Annotated in this window: 14 protein-coding genes and 5 pseudogenes; 7 read left to right on the forward strand and 12 right to left on the reverse strand. The window is 68.8% G+C overall.

Annotated features, from left to right (window positions below):
- Positions 1-45: 45 nt before the first annotated feature.
- The 4 genes and pseudogenes from ACKTSN_RS22435 to ACKTSN_RS22450 all read right to left on the reverse strand — a co-directional run.
- Positions 46-1,056 (reverse strand): annotated as a pseudogene (locus ACKTSN_RS22435) (IS481 family transposase).
- On the reverse strand, positions 1,053-2,231 hold the full coding sequence (locus tag ACKTSN_RS22440; RefSeq protein WP_409470759.1) for a Cmx/CmrA family chloramphenicol efflux MFS transporter: 1,179 nt from the start codon (positions 2,229-2,231) through the stop codon (positions 1,053-1,055). The pseudogene ACKTSN_RS22435 and the gene ACKTSN_RS22440 overlap by 4 nt, the downstream one beginning before the upstream one ends.
- A 403-nt stretch (positions 2,232-2,634) precedes the next feature.
- A pseudogene (locus ACKTSN_RS22445) lies at positions 2,635-2,916 on the reverse strand (transposase); the annotation flags it as partial.
- Positions 2,914-3,490, reverse strand: a pseudogene (locus ACKTSN_RS22450) (ISAzo13 family transposase); the annotation flags it as partial. The pseudogenes ACKTSN_RS22445 and ACKTSN_RS22450, both read right to left, overlap by 3 nt.
- Positions 3,491-3,660: 170 nt before the next feature.
- Here ACKTSN_RS22450 and ACKTSN_RS22455 point away from each other — a divergent pair.
- Positions 3,661-4,923, forward strand: a pseudogene (locus ACKTSN_RS22455) (IS4 family transposase); the annotation flags it as partial.
- 105 nt (positions 4,924-5,028) lie between these two features.
- Entirely contained in the window at positions 5,029-5,613 is a 585-nt protein-coding gene (locus ACKTSN_RS22460) for a hypothetical protein (protein ID WP_409470760.1), read from the forward strand.
- Between the two features lie 147 nt (positions 5,614-5,760).
- Here ACKTSN_RS22460 and ACKTSN_RS22465 read toward each other — a convergent pair whose 3' ends face one another.
- The 4 genes from ACKTSN_RS22465 to ACKTSN_RS22480 all read right to left on the reverse strand — a co-directional run bounded on the left by ACKTSN_RS22465 (position 5,761) and on the right by ACKTSN_RS22480 (position 8,296).
- Entirely contained in the window at positions 5,761-6,525 is a 765-nt protein-coding gene (locus tag ACKTSN_RS22465) for an IS5 family transposase (RefSeq protein ID WP_409470761.1), read from the reverse strand.
- Between the two features lie 259 nt (positions 6,526-6,784).
- On the reverse strand, positions 6,785-7,297 hold the full coding sequence (locus ACKTSN_RS22470; protein WP_409470762.1) for a hypothetical protein: 513 nt from the start codon (positions 7,295-7,297) through the stop codon (positions 6,785-6,787).
- A 172-nt stretch (positions 7,298-7,469) separates the two neighbouring features.
- On the reverse strand, positions 7,470-7,898 hold the full coding sequence (locus tag ACKTSN_RS22475; protein WP_409470763.1) for a hypothetical protein: 429 nt from the start codon (positions 7,896-7,898) through the stop codon (positions 7,470-7,472).
- Between the two features lie 272 nt (positions 7,899-8,170).
- On the reverse strand, positions 8,171-8,296 hold the full coding sequence (locus ACKTSN_RS22480; RefSeq protein WP_409470764.1) for a hypothetical protein: 126 nt from the start codon (positions 8,294-8,296) through the stop codon (positions 8,171-8,173).
- Positions 8,297-8,362: 66 nt separating this feature from the next.
- Between ACKTSN_RS22480 and ACKTSN_RS22485 the strand changes: the two genes are divergently transcribed.
- Entirely contained in the window at positions 8,363-8,626 is a 264-nt protein-coding gene (locus ACKTSN_RS22485) for a Scr1 family TA system antitoxin-like transcriptional regulator (protein ID WP_409470765.1), read from the forward strand.
- Between the two features lie 695 nt (positions 8,627-9,321).
- On the opposite strand, the gene ACKTSN_RS22490 is transcribed toward ACKTSN_RS22485, so the two are convergent.
- Positions 9,322-9,606, reverse strand: coding sequence for a hypothetical protein (locus tag ACKTSN_RS22490; RefSeq protein WP_385518460.1), 285 nt, complete (start codon positions 9,604-9,606; stop codon positions 9,322-9,324).
- A 143-nt stretch (positions 9,607-9,749) separates the two neighbouring features.
- On the opposite strand from ACKTSN_RS22490, the gene ACKTSN_RS22495 reads away from it, so the two are divergent.
- From ACKTSN_RS22495 to ACKTSN_RS22510, 4 genes and pseudogenes are all read left to right on the forward strand, one after another.
- Complete coding sequence (locus ACKTSN_RS22495; protein WP_409470766.1) at positions 9,750-10,316, forward strand: RNA polymerase sigma factor; 567 nt, start codon at positions 9,750-9,752, stop codon at positions 10,314-10,316.
- 45 nt (positions 10,317-10,361) lie between these two features.
- Positions 10,362-11,552, forward strand: a complete 1,191-nt coding sequence (locus ACKTSN_RS22500; protein WP_409470767.1) for a CU044_5270 family protein — start codon at positions 10,362-10,364, stop codon at positions 11,550-11,552.
- Positions 11,553-11,677: 125 nt separating this feature from the next.
- The gene (locus tag ACKTSN_RS22505) at positions 11,678-12,970 is read left to right on the forward strand and encodes a hypothetical protein (protein WP_409470768.1); all 1,293 of its coding nucleotides are present in this window, start codon (positions 11,678-11,680) and stop codon (positions 12,968-12,970) included.
- A 205-nt stretch (positions 12,971-13,175) separates the two neighbouring features.
- Positions 13,176-13,381: pseudogene (locus ACKTSN_RS22510) on the forward strand (IS5/IS1182 family transposase); the annotation flags it as partial.
- A gap of 197 nt (positions 13,382-13,578) precedes the next feature.
- Here the strand turns inward: ACKTSN_RS22510 and ACKTSN_RS22515 are convergent.
- The 3 genes from ACKTSN_RS22515 to ACKTSN_RS22525 form a co-directional block, all read right to left on the reverse strand.
- On the reverse strand, positions 13,579-13,764 hold the full coding sequence (locus tag ACKTSN_RS22515) for a hypothetical protein (protein ID WP_409470769.1): 186 nt from the start codon (positions 13,762-13,764) through the stop codon (positions 13,579-13,581).
- On the reverse strand, positions 13,761-14,615 hold the full coding sequence (locus tag ACKTSN_RS22520) for a hypothetical protein (RefSeq protein WP_409470770.1): 855 nt from the start codon (positions 14,613-14,615) through the stop codon (positions 13,761-13,763). Before ACKTSN_RS22520 ends, ACKTSN_RS22515 begins: the two co-directional genes overlap by 4 nt.
- Positions 14,616-14,858: 243 nt before the next feature.
- A complete protein-coding gene (locus ACKTSN_RS22525; protein ID WP_409470771.1) occupies positions 14,859-18,623 on the reverse strand; it encodes an FG-GAP-like repeat-containing protein in 3,765 nt (1,254 codons plus the stop codon).
- Positions 18,624-18,700: the final 77 nt, after the last annotated feature.

The following is an 18,700-nucleotide window of genomic DNA, read 5'->3' on the forward strand; positions in this document are numbered from 1 at the left end:
CCAACTCCATACCGAACCCCCAGGTCAGTCACCCGGGTGTCTCGCCTAGCTGTTGCTGGCCATGACGTTGGTGACGCTTGTGTGGAGGCGTGAGGCTGGAGGACGGTTACCGGCGGCGGTGTGAGGCCGGTGGTAGTTGTAGTGGATGTTCCAGACCGCGATCTCCCCGGCTCGCTCTGCTTCAGAGGTCCAGGTGCGGGCGTAGAGCAGCTCTTCGGCGAGAATGCGCTGGTAGCGCTCGACCTTGCCGTTGTGCCGGGGCGTGTAGGGCTTGGTCCGCTGGTGGCGGGAGGCTCACGAGATCAGGGAGCGCACGAAGACCGCGGCGCGGTAGTTGGCGCCGTTGTCGGTGACCACACGCACGATCCGGTGGATGCCGTGGGCGGCGAAGAACGCGCGGGCGCGGCTGAAGAACGCCACGGTGGTGGCGGCCTTCTCGTCGGGAAGGGGCTCGGTATAGGCCAGGCGGGAGAACCCGTCGACGGCGGAGTGCAGGTAGACGTACCCACCCTTGGCGCCGACGGTCTTCGCGCGCTGGGCGGCCCTGGCCTGCTGGGAGTCGCGGCCGTGGGCCCGCCACCCGCCGCCGTCCGGGATACGTCCGACCTTCTTGACGTCCAGGTGGACCATGTGGCCCGGGTAGCGGGCCACGATGCATCCCGGCGGACGCCGGTTGGCGGACCCCTCGGGATCGAGGAACCGGCGGTGGTTGATGCCCAGGCGAGCCAGCCACCGGCCCACGGTGCGTTCGCTGATCACCACGCCCTGGTTCGCGAGTTCGAGCGCGATCCGGCGGGCGGACCACTTGTTGTCCCGCCGCAGCTGCTCAATCCGTTCAACAACATCGGGTGGGGTCTGGGTCGGTGAGGAGTGCGGGACGCTCGAGCGGTCCTGCAGTCCGACCTCGCCGTAGGTGTCGTACCGGTTCTTCCACTTGGACAGGCAGGCGCGGGAGACACCGGCCTCGGCGGCCACGTGGGCGATCGGGCGGCTGCGGCAGCGCTCCACGAGCCTTCGGCGTCCTTCGATATTCAAGGGAGCGTTCGCATGCGTCACTGGAGCACCTCGGTGCTTCGGCTGGCCGCGACCGCAGTGCGGAGGGGGAACGCGATGAGCAGTGTGATCGCGACGAGCAGGCCGCTTGCCCACAGCGGCCCGAGGTTCCCGAGCCCGGTGCTGAGGGTGGTCGCGGCGATGAGGGGGCCGACGGCGGCGCCGACGTTGAGTGCTGCGGTCGCATACGAGCCGGCCATCGTGGGGGCTCCCGCAGCCTCGTAGAGGACCCGCGTGATCAGCGTGCTGCCCAGCGCGAACGACAACGCGCCCTGCACGAACACGAGGGTGAACAGGGCGACCGGCTCGTTGGCCAGCACCGCCAGGGCCGGCCAGCCGATGAGCAGCAGCGGACCACCGACTGCGATGACCAGACCGGGACGCTGGTCGGACAGTCGGCCGGCGACGGTGACGCCGACGAAGGAACCGGCACCGAAGAGCACCAGAACGACAGAGATCCACAACTCGCTCAGCCCGGCAGAGCCGGTCACAACGAGGGCGAGGAAGGTGAAGCTTGCGAACGTTGCCGCGTTCACCAGCGCGCCGAGCAGCATCACAAGGATCAACCGCCGCCTTGTGAGCTGGGCGAGCTCCGCTCGCAAGGCTGGCCCGCCAGTCGCCTCTTCCTTCACACGTTCCGCTGGGATCCCCTTCAGGATGCCGAGAGCAGCGGGCAGGCAGAGAGCGGCTACCGCCCAAAATGTGGCCCGCCAGCCGAGCAACGTGCCGAGTACCGACCCACCAGGAACACCGGCGATCGTGGCCACCGTCGTGCCTGACAGCAGCACGGCCAGCGCACGTCCCTTCTTGTCGGGCGAGACCAGCGCGGCGGCAGCTGTCAGAGCGACGGCAAGGAACCCTGCGTTCGCGAGCGCGGCGACGACCCGGGTAGCGAACAGGACCGGGAAGCTCGTGGTGACGGCGCCCACAGCGTGAGCTGCCGCGAAAGCGAGGATGAACCCGAGAAGGCTGGAGCGCCTGGGCCAGTTGCGGGCAAGCGCGGCCACAAGGGGGGCGCCGACGATCATGCCGATCGCGAAGGCCGAGGTGAGAACGCCTGCTGCCGCGACTGTGACGTCAACATCTGAGGCGATGTCCGGCAAGAGGCCGGCGAGCATGAACTCCGAGGTGCCCATGGCGAAGACCGCCATGGCAAGCAGGTACAGCGGGAGAGGCATCGAGTGGCTCCGAGGTGAGGAGAAGCACGAGAAGGTCATCTCGTCACCGCGGCCAGCCCCAAGGGCACACTCGTCCCACCACAGAATGCGGCGCGACGACAGGGCTACAAACTCAGTGGTTCAGGGGGCTGACGGCGTGACCGAAAGCCCCCACCTTGTCTGACTCAGGACTCGACATGGTCCGCACGCTACCCGCCCGATGCCCGTCGAGGCACCTCGGTTTCACCGGCATTGATCTGTGCCACCAACGTCATGTCCCGCAACACCTAACCTCGATCTTGCATGAGGGTCCGTCAGCTTGCTGACGGGCCCTTTCTGCTGGTTCGGGGCGGAGTTTTCTGGGGGTGGGCAGGTTGGCGACCCGGCTGATGCCCCTATGGATGTCAAGCGGCTGGTGCTGGTGTCACCGCGGTTCGCGGGTGATCGTCTGGTAGATCTCTCGTGCGATGTACCGTTTCAGGCAGCGGATGGCTTCTCGGCGGGTCTTGCCCTCGCTGATGCGTCGCTTCACGTAGTCGCGCGTGCGGGTGTCCCAGCGCAGGCGGGCCAGGACGATGGTGTAGAGCGCGGAGTTGGCCTGGCGGTCGCCGCCGCGGTTGAGCCTGCGGCGTTGTGTCTTGCCGGAGGATGCCTCCACCGGGCTGACGCCGCCGAGTGCGGCGAAGGACGCTTCGCTGCCCATCCGTCTTCTTCGTGTCGACACTGACCACCGGGTCCCCGGCAGCCTGGTAGTCCTTGGCCCGCTCGTTGATATAGCGGAACTGACCATCCCGGTCCGGATGCTGGCGGCCCTCGATCGTCTTTGCGTTCCCCTGCAGGCTGAAGCCTTCCTCGCGCAGCAGGTCGGCCACAGTCTCCGCCGAGACACGGTGGCCCTGCCCGGCCAGTTCGGAGGCCAAATGACGGGTCGACTTCGTCGTCCAGCGCAGCGGCGACATCGGATCACCCCGCATGTCCGGCTCGACGAGAGCCAGCAGGGCAGGCCGCAGCCCAGGATCAAGATCCGCCACGCGCTTGCGGCCTCCGCCTTCCCGGCGGGCCCGGCCCAACGGGGCTGCACCGGACTCCAGTTCAGCAACCCCGCGGGACACAGTGCCCTCACGCACCCCGGCCGCACGAGCCACCTTTCTGATCCCACCATGCCCCAGCGACCGCGCCTCCGCCCCCATAGCCAACCGGCGCTGCCGCTCATCCAGATGCGGAAACAGCACCTGGAACTTCGCCGCCAGCCCCGCCTCAACCCCCTCCAACATCCCCATAGCACAACAACGACGAGCACCCACGGAAGCAACGACTTGTTTCTCCGCAGACCCTTATCGCCGCGAACGCCGAGTCAAGGGCGAGTCCGAGATGGGTGGTTCTGGCGGTGCAGGGCGGGATCTCCTGATAGGAGGAAGTCGACCAAGACGTTCCTGATCAGGGGATCCTGTTGTCGAGCCAGTCTGCCACCTGCACCGTGACGCGCACTACGACCGTCGCCGCGGGCGCCTTCGCCCCTGGTCACCTCGGTGGGCTGAGTGAGCACATACCGTTCGAGCTCGTCGATGATGTGCTCGAGGAGACCAGGACCGTTCAGGCCCGTGTGCGTACGCTTCCGTCCCGGGTCGGCATCTACTTCGTCCTGGCCCTGGGGCTGTTCCCTGCTCTGGGATACCGGCGTGTCTGGGACAAGCTCGTGGCCGGCCTGTCGGGCATCGACCTGTGCACTCCATCGGAAGCCGCCCTGCGACAGCTGCGCCGACGTCTGGGGCCGGAGCCGCTGAGAGCGCTGTTCGACGTTCTGGCGGTGCCGCTGGCACGGCCATCAACACCCGGCGTCCGCTACCGGCGCTGGCGGACCGTGGCGTTCGACGGCTGCAGCTCCCTCAAGGCGCCGGACCTGCCGCGCGTCCGGGCACTGCTGGGCAAGGTCCGGCACCACTGGGGCATGTCCGGCTACCCGTCTCTGAGGCTGACCGTGCTGTGCGAGACCGGGACTCGCGGCCTGCTCGGTGCAGTCTTCGGCCCGTCCGAGAACGGCGAGACCGTCCAGGCGACCCAGCTGCTGCCCCGGCTGACTCCGCAGATGCTCCTGCTGGCAGACCGGGCCTTCGACGGCGACGACTTCCTGCGCGCCGTCGCCGGCACTGGCTCCCAGTTCCTGGTGCGGTTGTGTGCCCACCGGCGCCCCGCAGTGCTGGCGGTCCTCCCCGACGGCTCCTACCTCACCCGCTTCCACGACCTGCACGTCCGCGTCATCGACGCCGACATCACCATCACCACCAACGGCGGACAGCGCATCGCAGGCCGCTACCGGCTCGCGACCACCCTCACCGACCACCGCCGCGATCCCGCCGAGGCCCTGGTCCGCCTCTATCACGAACGCTGGGAGATCGAGTCCGCCTTCTACTCGCTGCGGCACACCCTGCTGACCGGGCGAGTCCTGCGTTCCCAGGAACCGCGCGGACTCGAGCAGGAGATGTGGGCTCTGCTCACCCTCTACCAGACCCTCCGCATTGCGATGGTCGACGCCGTCGAGTCCGTCCCCGGTGCTGACCCGGACCGGGCCAGCTTCACCGTCGCCCTTCAAGCGGCCCGTGACCAGCTGATCCGCGCAGACCACGTCCTGCCGGCCCCGTCGAATCACACCACCAGCGGCATTTCCAGCGCGGTCCTGTCCGCTCTGTTGCCGGCCCGGCGCTCACGCATCAGTGCGCCGGCTCTCGCGCGATCACCCGATCAGGAACCCTGTTCGACCAGGCCAGCCCCGTGATCGATAAGCGGATGGCGTCTGAGCTTCACCGGCCTGGTCGGTGCGATGGTGGTCCTGGCCGTCGCGCGCTCGCTCCGACTGCGGCTGCCGGTGCCGGCTCCGACCGTCCTGGTGACTGGTGGCGTTGCCGCGTCGATCGCCGTAACCGTGATCTTCCTGCGCCGGGAGCCGACCGCGGCCGAGCACCTGCCGCCTGCCGCCTGCCGCCTGCCGCCTGCCGCGGCGGTATATCTCGCCACCGTGCTGGCCGGCTGCCTGTGGCTCGCCGTGGCAGCGCCGCGGTGGCTGGGCACCACCCGGCTCGCACCCCACCTCGGCGCCGCCGCCGCGCTCGTGTTCACGGCCTGGTTCCTGCTGGCGATCCGCACCGACGGAGCGGAGCCCCCGCTTCCGCTCGTGCTCCTGCTCGCACTTGTGCTCCCGGTCGCCCCCATCGCCGCCTTCTTCCTCCCGGCGTTCACGGCGGCGCGGGCCGGCCGGTCGTTCCGCTCGGGCCTGCAGGCCACCGTCTGGACCGTGGCCGTCACCGTCCCGCTCACCTACGCCCTGTGGTTGCCCGAGGCGCTGCGCCGTCACGCGATCGACGGCAAGCTGCTCGTCGGTGAGCAGGCTCCCGTGGCGGGAACCTGACCGACGCCTTGGTCTTCAGCCTCGGCGTCTTTCCCGTGCTCGGCCTCACGCTCGGGGTGATCGGCGCCGGTCTCGGAACGCGGATGACCCGCCCGCCCGCCGACGCTCCGCCTCAACCCCATACCTGACACGGAGCCTTTTCCATCCTCACTCTGAGCTGGCGAGATGAAGCGTGAGGACAGCCTGGACCAGGCTGGTGATCCGAGTGGTCGAGCAGCGGAGCTTGCGCAGGAGCCGCCAGGATTTGAGGGTGGCGATGGCCTGTTCGGCGAGGGCCCGGATCTTCGCATGAGACCGGTTGACCGCCTGCCGGCCTGTGGAAAGAGTCTCCCAGCGGCCCCAGTAGGGGAGCCGGACCGTACCTCCGGCGCCCCGGTATCCCTTGTCCGCCCAGCATGTGATGTCGGCTTTGGCGAGGGTGCCGATGACGCCGTGCTCACGGGCGGCCCGGACGTCGTGGACGGCACCGGGCAGAGCTGGTGACGCCCACAGCAGACGGCCGGACGGATCGGCGAGGACCTGCACGTTCATCCCGTGCTTCTTGTGCTTTCCAGAGTAGAAGGGGCGGTCGGCGGCGATTCGGTCGATGGGCAGCAGGGTCCCGTCCAGCAGCACGAACGCCTTCGAGGATGCCGTGCGGACCGCTTCGGCGAGGGTGGGGGCGAGGGCGGCCAGGATCTCGACGGCCTCGGTGACGTAGCGGTAGGCGGTGGTGGTTCCAATGCCGAATCCGGCCGCGAGTTGGGCGTACGGATGACCGTTGCGCAGGTGGGCGAGGGTGAGCAGAGCCTGCCGGCCGACGCTCAGGCGCCGCCACCGGGTGCCGAGCTCCCGGCGATGCCTGCGCAGCTTGGCGGGCAGGAAGCGAAGGGCAGGGCTGGACACGTCGACGCCGGACGGATAGACAAGCACACGAAGCCTCTGGTGGAGACGGATTTCTTGGTCGAAAACCCATCTACCAGGGGCTTCACCTGCCTGTCAGCCCAACTGGCCAACCTGACCGGCAGGTTGGAAAACGCTCACGGACACGGCCCGCATCGTGCTCAGCAGGGTCAGGGACTGGAAACGGAACGTCAGTCACCGTGCCAGTCCTTCGATAGCAGGGCATTCGGGCGTAACGCTGCCTGCAATCGGTATTCGGGGCGCCCTGAGGCGCGTCAGCTCCAGCCGGTCATCGGCCCTTCGGACAGAATTCGTTCAGCGCGTTGTTGAAGCCCGCGATGAAGGCGTCCCGTGCGGCCGAGTTGAGGGTGACGAACCTGGGCGGAGTCCTGGTCTTGCAAGCCTCCGGAACCCCCGCCTTCCCGGCCTGGAAGCCGGCGGTGGATGCCCTTTCAACCTCGGACACCCTCCCGGAGGGCTCCCCCGGCTTGGCTCCCTTAGGGCAGAATTCGTTCAGCGCGTTTCTGAAGCCCGCGATGAAGCCGTTCCGTTCGGCCGAGTTGAGGGTGACGAACCTGGGCGGAGTCCTGGTCTTGCAAGCCTCCGGGACCCCCGCCTTCCCGGCCTGGAAGCCGGCGCGGAATCCCCTTTCGAAATCGCCGCCGCCCTGCGTGACGGCGGCCGACGCGGAGGCATGGGCCGCCGGGCTCGGTGCAGCGAAAGCCTGCGGGAGCGCCAGGGAGGCGAACAGCGCCGGCGCGATCAGCGCGACGCTTCGCCTGGCCGTGCATTTTCTATTCATGGTTTCTCCTAAAGCGGCGAAGATGCAGCTCTGCATTGGCTGTGATGTTTCGATAGTTTGCGTTTTAGTTGCAGAATTGGTCGATTGCGCTCTTCTTCCCGGACTCGAAGCCGCGTTCGTAGTTCGGGGCCAGGGCGGCGACGCCCTTCTTCGGCGCGGCGGCCTCGTACAGCTACCGGCCGAGGGCGAACCCGTCCTTTTGCCCCTGGATGAATTCCGCACGGGCCTGCTCCTGCTCGGACTGGCCCGGCTCTCCGGGCACCTGCTCCGGGAGCTCGGGGAGCTCCTGCATCTCCGGGGGCAGGTTGAGCGTCGAGCAACGCACGTCCTGCTTCACCTCGTTGTTCACCGATTCTCTGAGGAAGTAGCTCGCCGGCGGAGTCGGCGGGGTGAGCCCCGGTACCGTCGCATTCCCCGCGGCGTCCGCAATCACCGTGGTCCCCGGGGTCCCATCCGGCTTTCGGACCTGGAGCTGCGCGCCGCCGGTGAATCCCGTCCCGTTTGCCGTGACCGATCCGCCTCCTGCCGTCAGCTCCAGCGTGCACTTGGCCGTCGGCGGGATGGCGGGAGCCGACGCAGCCGCGGCAGCGGGCTGGGTCATGCCCACGAACGAGATGGGAGTCAGCAGAACTGCAGCCGTTATGGCATGTGCAAGCTTCATCTTCGAACCTCGCGGAAATCAGAGCCCACCTCGATGGGCGGGCACCGCATCGCTGATGAGGGCGTCGATGTAAGCCCCGTACCATCAGAATCCCACCGCGACAATTCCGGCGCATCTCGTGGAGGCGGTCCGGCGTCAAACAGAATTTCACCCGTAGTTGAATGGCGCACGGACCAGGGCTTCGGCAAAGTCTTGTGATGTCCAGTTCGTGATCATGTGAGTCCGAGCAGGGCGAGCGGTCGGCGGGCGTCGGGGGCGTTGTGCCGCAGTGCGGGGGCGATGTTCGTCTTGCCGGCCAGGCGGAGGGCGCCGATGGCGAGATGACGCCAGGTGGCCATGGCGCGCGGTGCGGTGCCCGTCCGCAGCTGGGAAGCATCCTCGGGCCGGAGGTGATGCGGGGGCAGATGGAGCGGCTCCTCCGAGACATCGACCTCCCCTCGCTGTCCCTCGGCATCCTCCCCACCACAGCCGAAGTGGCCGTCCATCCCATGACCGGATTCGCCATGTACGACGGTGGCCGAGCCCACTACGAACCCGTTTCCACCAGCGTGGACATCACTGATGCGGACGAAATCGCCCTGCATGACAAGGCGTTCAGCGCGCTCAGCGAGGCCGCCTGCTACGGAGACGCAGCCAAAGATCTGATCACCAAAGCCTTGGCCTTGTAGAGTAGCAACTGACTTTTCGGCTGCCGCGAGGGGCGTTGGAGTGCTCGTCAGCTCCGACGGAGTCAGGCCGCTTCGTTCGGATCATGGTCCCGTTGTCAGTGGCGCAGGGCAGCCACGGGTGCTCGCGGCAGGAGGTGCAGTAGAAGTCGCCCTCGCGGCGGGTGAAGCCGTGCCGGACCTGGCCACATTGGACGCAGGTCCGCTTGGGACCGCGGTAGCAGTCTCCGCAGATCGCGGGCTCGCCCTCGGGCTTGCGGATTCTGATCGGCTTGATCTGCTGGCAGACGTCACAGAGCCGGGGCGGGGCCATGTAGCAGCGCAGACAGACCGGGCCGTCGTCGGTGATGGCGTTCGCCGGCCGCAGTTCCCCGCATCTGTGCGGCTTGATCGGTACGGACGCGCACACTCTGTGCGGGGCGCAGAATCCGTGCGGCTTCGTCACTCCCTGCGGCACGCACTGTGCAGGTCCCCACTCCCTGCGGCACGCGCCACCTGTGCAGGTCCCCACTCCCTGCGGCACGCAGAGTCTGTGCAGTTTGCGGTCAGAGCCGCGTCGTGGGGCAGGCCGGGCCGCCGGGCGCCAGGAAGCGGGCACCGACACCGTTCTCGGCCCCAGGTAGGAGCCCGTCCGACCTGGTCGTTCGCCTGGCGGCGCCGTCGTACGGATATAGCAACTGCCGGAGGTCCGACAGCAGTCAGAGCAGGTGACTACGCCCCGAGTCGTCGCGTTTGAGGACGGGAACAGGTCCCGGGATCACCTCGTCCGCCAGCGGCTCGAAGGCCGGCCACTGCCGGATCCCGCGCCACAGTGACATCGAGGGCGAGCCGGACTCGGGTCGGACCAGAGGCAGTTGACCGAGGACGAGCAACGCCGGGTCGCCTACACGACGGCCTTCTTCCAGCACGACCTCAACGGCGACACTGGCCAGGACGCGGCCCTGACCGGCAGGAAGCGCCCCACGTGGGCCCGACGTGGTCAAGGCCCACTACGCTGCGCCGGTCGCGTAAGGGCACATCTGTCCTCCTGTTCTCCTCAGCGGCACGGATTTTTTTGTTGCCTGCCTGTAAGAAGCCGACCGCCGCAGCCATTCCTTGGTGAATGAGCCGAGACGAGGAGAGGCGTGTGAGCCAAGCCCAACGCTTCCGGGAGGTCTACGAGGAGTGCTATCCGCGCGTACTCGCCTATGCCACGAGCCGGGTGGGCCGGCAGGTCGGTGAGGACATCACCAGCGAAACGTTCACCGTCGCCTGGCGGCGGATGCGGCACCTCCCGGAGCCCGCGCTGCCCTGGCTCCTGGGGGTGGCCCGCAATCTGGTGCGGGAGTTGTGTCGCCGGGACAGCCGCCAGTACGCCCTGGCCGTCGAGGAAGCACAGCGCATCAACTCCGGCGGCCGGACCGACGTGGGCGACGTGGCCGTGGACGTCACCGACCGCGACGCCGCTCTTCAGGCGCTGGCAAGGCTGTCCGACGCCGACCGGGAACTGCTGACCCTGATCGCCTGGCACGGGCTGAGCCCCAAGCAGGCCGCACGAGTGCTGGGTTGCACCACCGCGACGCTGACTGTCCGGTTGCACCGGGCCCGCCGCCGTCTGGAACAGGCGCTGGCGGCCGTGTCCGTACCGATGGCCCAGAAACGGCAGCACCCGGTCCGTGCGCCCGCCACCCGCACAGGCAGCGCCGCCGGATGATCACGGCTGAGCCCGCTCAGCCGACCGACCGGAAGGAACACTCACATGAAGAAGCCGTACCAACGGGCCCGATCGCGCGACGTCATGACGGTGCTCGCAAACGCCCGGCCCGCCGAACTGGACCCGTCCCGCTTGGCGGGTACCCGACGGCAGCGCGAGGACCTGGCCCGGATCACGTTCGATGCGCCGGACGGAGCCAGCAGACGCATCCTGATGCGACCGCGTGCCTGGCTCGTGCCGCTCGGTGCCGTCGCGGTCCTCGCGACGTCCGCGGTCGTCGTGGGCGTCCCCGCCCAGCAGGAACCGCACGCAGGCGCGGGCGCATCGGCGCCGTCCACAGGAACGACTGATCCGGGCGGCCGCCTCGAACTGCTCAGCGTGGCGGAGAAGGTGGAGGCTGCCGCCGCCGACGAGGGAACGTACTGGCAGGTGACCACGCGGACCGAGAACGTGGACGTCGTCGGCGAGCCGGGTCAGCGCTACTCCGTGCACTCGACCGGGACCAGCAAGTGGTCGGTGGGCGTGCACCCGGGAACCAAAAGCCTGATGGTCAGCAATCTGGACGCCAAAACCGGGCCCCGCACCGCGGAGGACAAGGCCCGCTGGCGGGCCGCAGGTTCCCCGCGCACCGCGAAGTCCGTGAACGTGCCGGGCGGACGGAAGGCGCTGGGGTACCAGATGGGCACCCACCAGCCGCTCGTCATGCGGACCGACTTCGACGGCAAGATCTACGCCCTCGGCCCAAAGAACGTCTCCTCCCAAGATCTGCGTGAACTCCCCACCGGGAGCACTGAGCTGCGTCGGCTGCTGGAGCGGTTGTACGAGCAGGCCGGCAGTGCCGAGACGGGCGCAGGCCGCACGAACTACGTGTTCCAACAGGCCGTCAACCTCGTCACCATGCCGGTACAGCCTGCCGTACGAGCTGCCGCGTACCAGGTGATCGCACAGCTGCCGGGCATCCGCGCGCTGGGGTCCACCGTCGACCCGCTGGGTCGCGAGGGCATCGGTTTCGCGCTCGCCACCAAGTGGCGGACGCCGCTGGGAAGCGTGGAGGAGCAGATCGTCGTGAACCCGTCCAGCGCCGCGCTGCTCTCCAGGCAGAGCGTCCTGGCGGAACCGTCGGCCGAGTCGCAAGAAGCGGGGCTGAAGGCGGGCACGGCGGTGAACTACGAGGCAACGACCCGAATGGGCTGGGCCGAGAAGCAGATCACGGTGCCGCAGAACGCGCGGCGCTGAATCCGGATGAGGCGAGACCCGGCACGCCCGAACTCCCTCTCCCTCTCCCTCTCCCTCTCCCTCTCCCGGCCCAGGACACCGATGCCTTGGGCCGGTGACGGAACACACCGCAAAGGAACGGATAGATGACAGCGTCCGCACGACTGCTGGGCTCACGCAGGGTCCGTATCGCCACCTCGATCGCGGCCTGTGCCCTCGCCCTCACCCCGTGGGCCGCCCAGGCGCAGACCGCGACCCAGGCCGCCCCCTCCGGGACACCCTGGAAGCTCGCCATGCCGCTGGCCCAGGCTCAGTCGAGCGACTTCTTCGATGTCGAGGCGACGAGCAGGACCGACGCGTGGGTGGTGGGCAAGACCATCGACGAATCCTGGACGGCGACCCCGCTGGTCAGGCACTGGGACGGTACCCGGTGGAGCGACGTACCGCCCGTGAGGACGGACGGCAGGCCCGCGCAGTTGGACGCGGTGGCCGCCTCGGGCCCGAACGACGTCTGGGTCGCCGGAACATACAACGACGCCTTCGGGAGTACCACCTCCTCCGCGCGTATCCCGGACCACCTCGCGGGCCTTGTGGGGGACCGGCTCCGCAGCGGCGCCGGTCCCGCGACGGCCAGCCCGATCGTGCTCCAGCACTGGAACGGCACCCGGTGGACACGGTTCACGCGTCCGGCGCCCGCCGAGGGCTGGATCCGCTTCGTCGCAAGACTGACCTCCATGGGCCCGGACTCCGTGTGGCTGACCACCTTTGACTGGAACCCGGACACGAACGAGTTCGCCGGGCAGCTGGAGCACTGGGACGGCGACACGTGGCGGAAGGCGGCCCTGCCCCCGGCACCGGACGGCAGCCGGGTCGAGCCCTGGGCCATCACCGGCACCGGCCCCGACGACGTGTGGGTCACCGCCCGGGCCGACAACAACGGCACCGCGACACCCCTGCTCTACCACTTCGACGGCCGGCGCTGGACGGTGAAGACCGTTCCCACCCCCTCCGAGGCCGACGGCGGCTGGATTGCCAACCACGCCGTGACCACGGAACGCGGAGATGTCTTCGTCTTCGGCAAGCCCAACCAGATGGGCACGCCGAGCAGTCTGCTGGCCACCCGGTGGGACGGCCACAAGTGGCACCCGGTACCCGTCCCCGGCGTCGACGAGGTGAACGCCGCGGGCACCGACGGCTCGGGAGCCGTGTGGGTCGCGGGCTGGCCCGTGGGCACCCCGCACACGGTGCTCTCCCGCTGGAACGGCACCGCCTGGACCGAGGAGCAGCTTCCCGCGGACCTCACCTCGACGAGCGAGGGCAGCGCGGTCTTCAACCTCGAGGGCATACCCGGCACGCGCGCCATGCTGGCGGCGGGGAACGCCGCATGCGACAGCACGACAAGCGCCTGCGGCCTGCTCGCATCGCGCGGCCTGCGCTGACGGACAAGCCGACACGCACGCACGCGACCAACGCAAGGCCTGTGGCCCGCTTCCGGAGGAGGCGGGCCACAGGCGGTCGTACGTTGTCTACAGCCTCCTGCGGATGTGGGCCGTGGACGGCGCGTGGGAACGGGTGTTCACCGCGCTGATGGCCCAGGCGGATGCTTCGGCGGCGATCCCCGTCCCGACGGATCAGTGGGGCCACCGGCTGCGTCGGGGCAGCTGCGGCGGCAGGCCACCTGCCTTCGACCGCGAGGCCTATGAGCAGCGCAACACCGTCGAGCGGTGCATCAACCGCTTGAAGCAGTGGCGCAGCCCAGCGGGCTGCATCGCCACCCGCTACGAGAAACCGCGACCATCTGCCTGGCCGGACTCCACGTCGCGGGCATCTTCCTCTGGTCAGCCCGGTGATCCAAACGAAGCCGCCTAGTCGTTTTCCAGGACGAAGGATGTCTGCGCCTTGGCCAGGCCCGGAGCCTTCGCCTCGACGAGGTACGTGCCCGCCTTCGCCGAGCCCGCCGCAGGCGTGGCGCACTGGGGCGCACAGGGCGCGAGAAAGCCCCGCCGGTCACTGTGACCAACGGGGCAGTTCTCAGAAGGTCCCGGGGCTACTGGGCCAGCGCCGCCGGGAAGCCCATGAGCGCCTGCTGTAGCGCTTCCAGGCGCTCAACGCGCTGCCGAGTCAGGACGCTGCTGTCTCCGGCCGCCTGAGCGGCGTATAGGGCGTCCAGCTTCCGCGTGATCCGGCGCATTTCAATCTGCCGCTCAAGCGCCGGGTCCTCAGTCCACCTCATGCCGACAGCACCTCTTCCATCGCAAGTTCAATCAGGTGGGCTTCCGCTGGGTTCAACTCGCGCCGCCATTCAGGACCTTGGTAGCTCACGGAAATCCGCTCAGGGTCAAACCTCTTCGGTGCGCCGGGCGTGGCCGGACGGATAACCACCTGTGCCCCCAAATCAGCGAGCATTGCGCGCCGCCCCTCTTCGCTCCGCTGTTCCCATTCCTCAGCGATAGTTTTACCAGTGGCAACCCAGCGGCCTTCGGCGTGTTCGGCTTCCGCCTGTAGTTCCGCCTGCCGCTTTTCCAGCGCCGTTAGCTGTTCGATGACTGCCCATGCCGCAGTGCCGTTCGGGTCGAGCTGCGCAAGGTTCCCTGCCAGTCGCTCAATCTGCTGAGTTACTTCGGAGAGTTGGAGCACTGCGCTGCCGTCAGGCTCAGCCCAGCGCATCAGCTCAAAGCTGCCGAAGCGCCTCAGATAGTCGGCTGTCACCAACTCTTCAACATTGCGGGCAATGATGACGTTGGGCTTGTGGATTCCTCGCTTGCCTACGCCATTCCGGCATACGTAGGTGCTGTAATCCTTCCCGTTTACGGCACGGCGTTGCCGGTACAGGGGTCCGTTGCATTCCGAACAGTGCGCCACATGCAGGAGCAGTGACCTACCGGTTCGATCAGCGCCACGCCCCTTTGCCTTGCCGTCGAGAATGGCGCGCACTGCCGCCCAGGTTTCGGCGCTGAGGATTTCCGGCCCTGCCGACACTGGTTTGCCTTCGGCGTCAAGGACAGGCTGATTGTGGATGGCTCCGCGCTTCTGTCCGGGAACGGCCTGCACCAGCCAGCCGCGAACGGCAGGGGTGTAAAGCACGTCTCTCAGAGACGTGGAATGCCACTTGCCGCCACGCAGCTTCCGCCCAGCGCGCTGCCGGGCATGTTCCTGGGGGTCGCTTGTTGTCCAGACTGGTGGGGCAGGTGGCGCACCACCGGGAGAGCGCCAGTCCCCGCAACGACCAGGAGGCTTCGCTGCTGGTCTTCCGTCTCCGTCTCTGAGTACGAGAGAGGCCCCAACCTGTCACGGTCGGGGCCTCCCTCGTACTCTCACGACGTCAGATCAGAAGAGCTCCTTGTAGCCCTGCCATCCGGTGGCGATCTTCACCCGGGCGGAGAACGAGCCACTGCCGTTGCCGCTGTGGCGCCACAGGTTGCCGGAGGTGTCCCGGGAGACGAGGTCCGCCTTCCCGTCACGGGTGATGTCCCCGACGCCGACGACGGCGTTGTACGCCGTACCCCAGTTGTCGTACACCTTCACCCGGGCCGTGAACTTCCCCGTCCCCGTGCCGTTGTAGCGCCACAGCTCGTTCGAGGAGTCCTGGGCGAGCAGGTCGCCGTGGCCGTCGCCGTTCAGGTCGTCGACGCCGATGATCTTCTTGTAGCCCTTCCAGTTGTCGTACAACTTCACCCGCGCCGCCAGCTTCCCGTCGCTGGTGCCCTTGTGCAGGTACACCGTGCCGGTGGAGGAGTTACGGGTGATCAGGTCCGCCCGCCCGTCACCGGTGATGTCCCCCGGCGAGGTCAGCACGTTGTACTGGCTCCAGCCCGTGCCCAGCGACACGTACGGCGTCGACGGCGTGACCGCCTTCCCGCAGCCCGGCCGGTACGCCCGCAGGGAGCCGTCGGCCATCCGCACCAGCACGTCGTTGCACCGGTCGCCGTTCACGTCCCCGAACGGCACCACCTTGACGGATGTCGACCAGCCCGAGCCGCTGGTCTTGCCCGAGAAGGCCCCCGTACCGGAACCATGCTGGAAGGTGAGCGAGCCGCTGGAGGTCAGCGTCAGCAGATCCCCGACGCCGTCCGGCACCGAACCAGCGCCCGTGTGGTCCCTTGGCGCCGCCGCGATGACGCGTGCGGAGGACTCGGCCGTCGTGCTCTGCAGGCCGCTCTTGCGGGCGGTGACGGCCACGGTCAGCTTCTTGCCGCGCAGCGAGGCGGGCACCAGGTACGTGGAGGCGGTGGCCCCCGAGATCGCCTTGCCGTCGGCCTTCCACTGGTAGGTGTACGAGTCCGGGGTCGGCGTCCAGGATCCGGGCTTGGCGGTGAGCTCGGAGCCCACCCGGGCGATGCCGGTGACGGTCGGGGCGGCGGTGTTCTTCAGCGGGGCCGGGGTGACGGTGAAGGTGCCGCGCGGGTATTCCCAGCCGTTGTGGGTGATGACGCTGAGACTCCAGTCGCCCGGGGCGAGTCCGGTCAGGTCCAGAACGGCCGTCAGGGACTTCCGGTCGGCCGCCACCGAGGTGGTGGTGGACTCGATCGTCTTGCCGGACAGGCTGATCCGTACCTTGTCGTCCTCGTGCAGGGCGGTGCCCGTCACGGTCACCGTGGCTGCGGTACCGCTGACGCCGCTGGTCGGCGTGACCGTGCCCACGCTGACCTTCTCGGTCCCGCAAAGCAAGGACCTACAGACGAGTTCCGCCTTGTAGGTGGTCTGCGACGCCTTCTCCGGCAGTCCGACGACCAGGATGCTCGGGGTGACGTCCGTCGTGTACGGCTCACTCACGGAGCATCGGTAGCCGCTCGGGATGTACAGCGTGCAGTTGTTGTCCAGGCTCGCGTCGTACAGCGCGGGGACGGCCGTCTGGGTGCCACCCGCGGTGTCGCTGACCACGAAGTCGAAGGAGTCACGGTACGCGGTGGGCAGCGCGGCGCAGACCGCGGTGTGCTGCTCGTCCAGGGTGCCGGTGACCGGCCCGTACCCGTAGCTGACGTTCGGGACCTTGGCGCACTCGGCGGCCGGCCCGGCGGACGTCGCGATGCGCAGGGCGTCGAACCGGTAGGACTCGGCGGCCTTGAGGTTCGTCGGGACGGTGACGAGGACCTGGTAGCTGGTGGAGCCGGTGACCGCACACGCCTTGTTGCGGTACGAGCAGACGGCGTCGCCCTCGGCGTCGTACGCCAGGATGTTGGCGGTGCCCAGGGGATCGCGGACGTCGAGGTGCAGGGTGTCCCCGGTGTCGGCGGTGGTCACCTGGTGGCAGAGCAGCAGGCCGGGAGCCGCCGGAGTGCCGCCCGTGGACGGGCCGTCCACCGCGGTCGCCGGATTCGCCGTGCAGCCCTTGGCGGTGGCGGTGACGTCACGCCGGGCGAGGGTGTACTCGGCGGAGGTGTCGCGGCCGGTGACCAGCACCGTGTGCGCGACGCCCGGGGCGAGGGCGCAGGTGGTCCAGGTGGACAGGGAGGCCCAGACGTCGCAGACCTGCTTGCCGTCGGCGTCCAGCACCGAGAACTCGGCGGTGGAGGTGCCGGAGACGGCCCGCAGTTGGAGGTTCTCCACCGCGCTGTGGTCGTCGGCCGGGATGGACAGGCAGTGCGAAAAGACGCCGTCGCCGGTGCGGAACCGGGCCGCGGCGCTGTCGGAGGTGAAGTCGCCCGCCGGGACGACCGGGCAGCCGCTCGCCGCGTCCGTGCGGTGCAGGGCGATGCGGTATGAACCGGTCGCCGTGCTGTCGTCGGTGGACACCAGGGCGCGGAACGGAGCCGAGCCGGTCAGCGCGCAGGTGCCCGCGCCGAGGGACTCCCAGTTGCACCGCTGGACGCCGTCGGCGTCGACGACCACGACGTCCGGCTGCGGGGCCGGTCCGCTCAGGGGCGTCAGCGCGGCCATCCGGGCGCCCTCGGGCAGCGGCAGCGTCAGGCAGTCGATCTCACCCGCCGTGGTGAAGGTGCCCTTGTAGGTGCCGAGTTCGACGGGCTCGCAGCCGGCGGTTCCGGCGCGGTCGAGGATGAGGGTGGCGTGGTCGGTGAGGACGGTGTAGTCACCGGCGGGGACGCCGCAGCCGACGCACACGGTCTTCCCCTCACGGTCGTACACCGTGAGGCTGGAACGGGCGCCGTCGGTCACCTCGTACACGCTGTACCGTCCCGCGGCCGGGGCGGTGAAGATCTTGCAGCCGGTGGCCGGGTCCACGGTGGTGGGCGCCGAGTTGTACGCGTTCACGGGGACGCGCGCACAACCGGCGGGGTCGGACAGCCGGCGGATCGTCAGGGTGTACGGGGCGGGGAAGCCGCGCTCGGCCTGCCTGACGTGCCCCAGCACCCGGTACGGCCCGTCGCCGGGCAGCACACACCCGTCGCTGTCGTCCTCGTTGAAGTGCGGGCAGATATGGGCACCAGTCTCATCGGTGATCCAGTTGACGCTCTCGCCGTACGTGTCGGTACGGAAGTCGACCGTGATCCGCTCGCCGGGCTTTCCCGTGAACGGATGGCACACGAGGCCGAGCCGAGAGGCCGCGGAGCCGGTGACCGGAGGAAGGTCCCAGGACGTGCCGGTCTCCTCCGCACAGCCTGCGGTGGTGGCCAGCGGGGTGACGGTCACGGGGATCTCGCGGCTCCCGGTCCCCCAGCTGGTGTTGACGACCTTCAGGGTGAAGGCACCGGCGCGCGGCAGCGTGCACCAGCCGCGGCCCCAGGTGGCGTCGTAGCAGTCCAATTGGGTCTCACCGTCGAAGACCTGGGCGTCCGTCGCGGTGCTGTCCGTCAACACGCGGTGCAGGCCGGGTTGTTCGGCGGTGAAGGTGAAGCAGGCGCTGCCGTCGGCGAGGACCGTCGCCTTGCCCACCGCGGAACCCGGGTCGCCGAAGGGGGCGAGCGGGAGGACGGCGCAGTCCTCGGCAGCGGTGGCGGCCGGAGCGGACGATGCGGTGCTGTCGGTCGCGGTGGCCGATGTGGTGGCATCGGACGCGGCAGCGGTAGTGGCGCCGTCGGACGCCTGTGCCGCGCCGACCGGGAGCAGGGCCGACAGCAGGACCGACAGGGTGAGCGTGAACAGTAGTGCGGTGTACGCCGCGGATCTCCCGCGCGTACACAAGCGGTAGGGCATTGCGTTCCCCCCAGGGACGGCGTCGAGCGACGCGGGTGAATGCCGGGGCCCTTCGTGACTGCGGGTCGAGGGCGGCG

Origin of the sequence: Streptomyces flavusporus (assembly GCF_046267975.1) — a bacterium.
In the GTDB taxonomy this organism is placed as follows: Bacteria; Actinomycetota; Actinomycetes; order Streptomycetales; family Streptomycetaceae; genus Streptomyces; species Streptomyces flavusporus.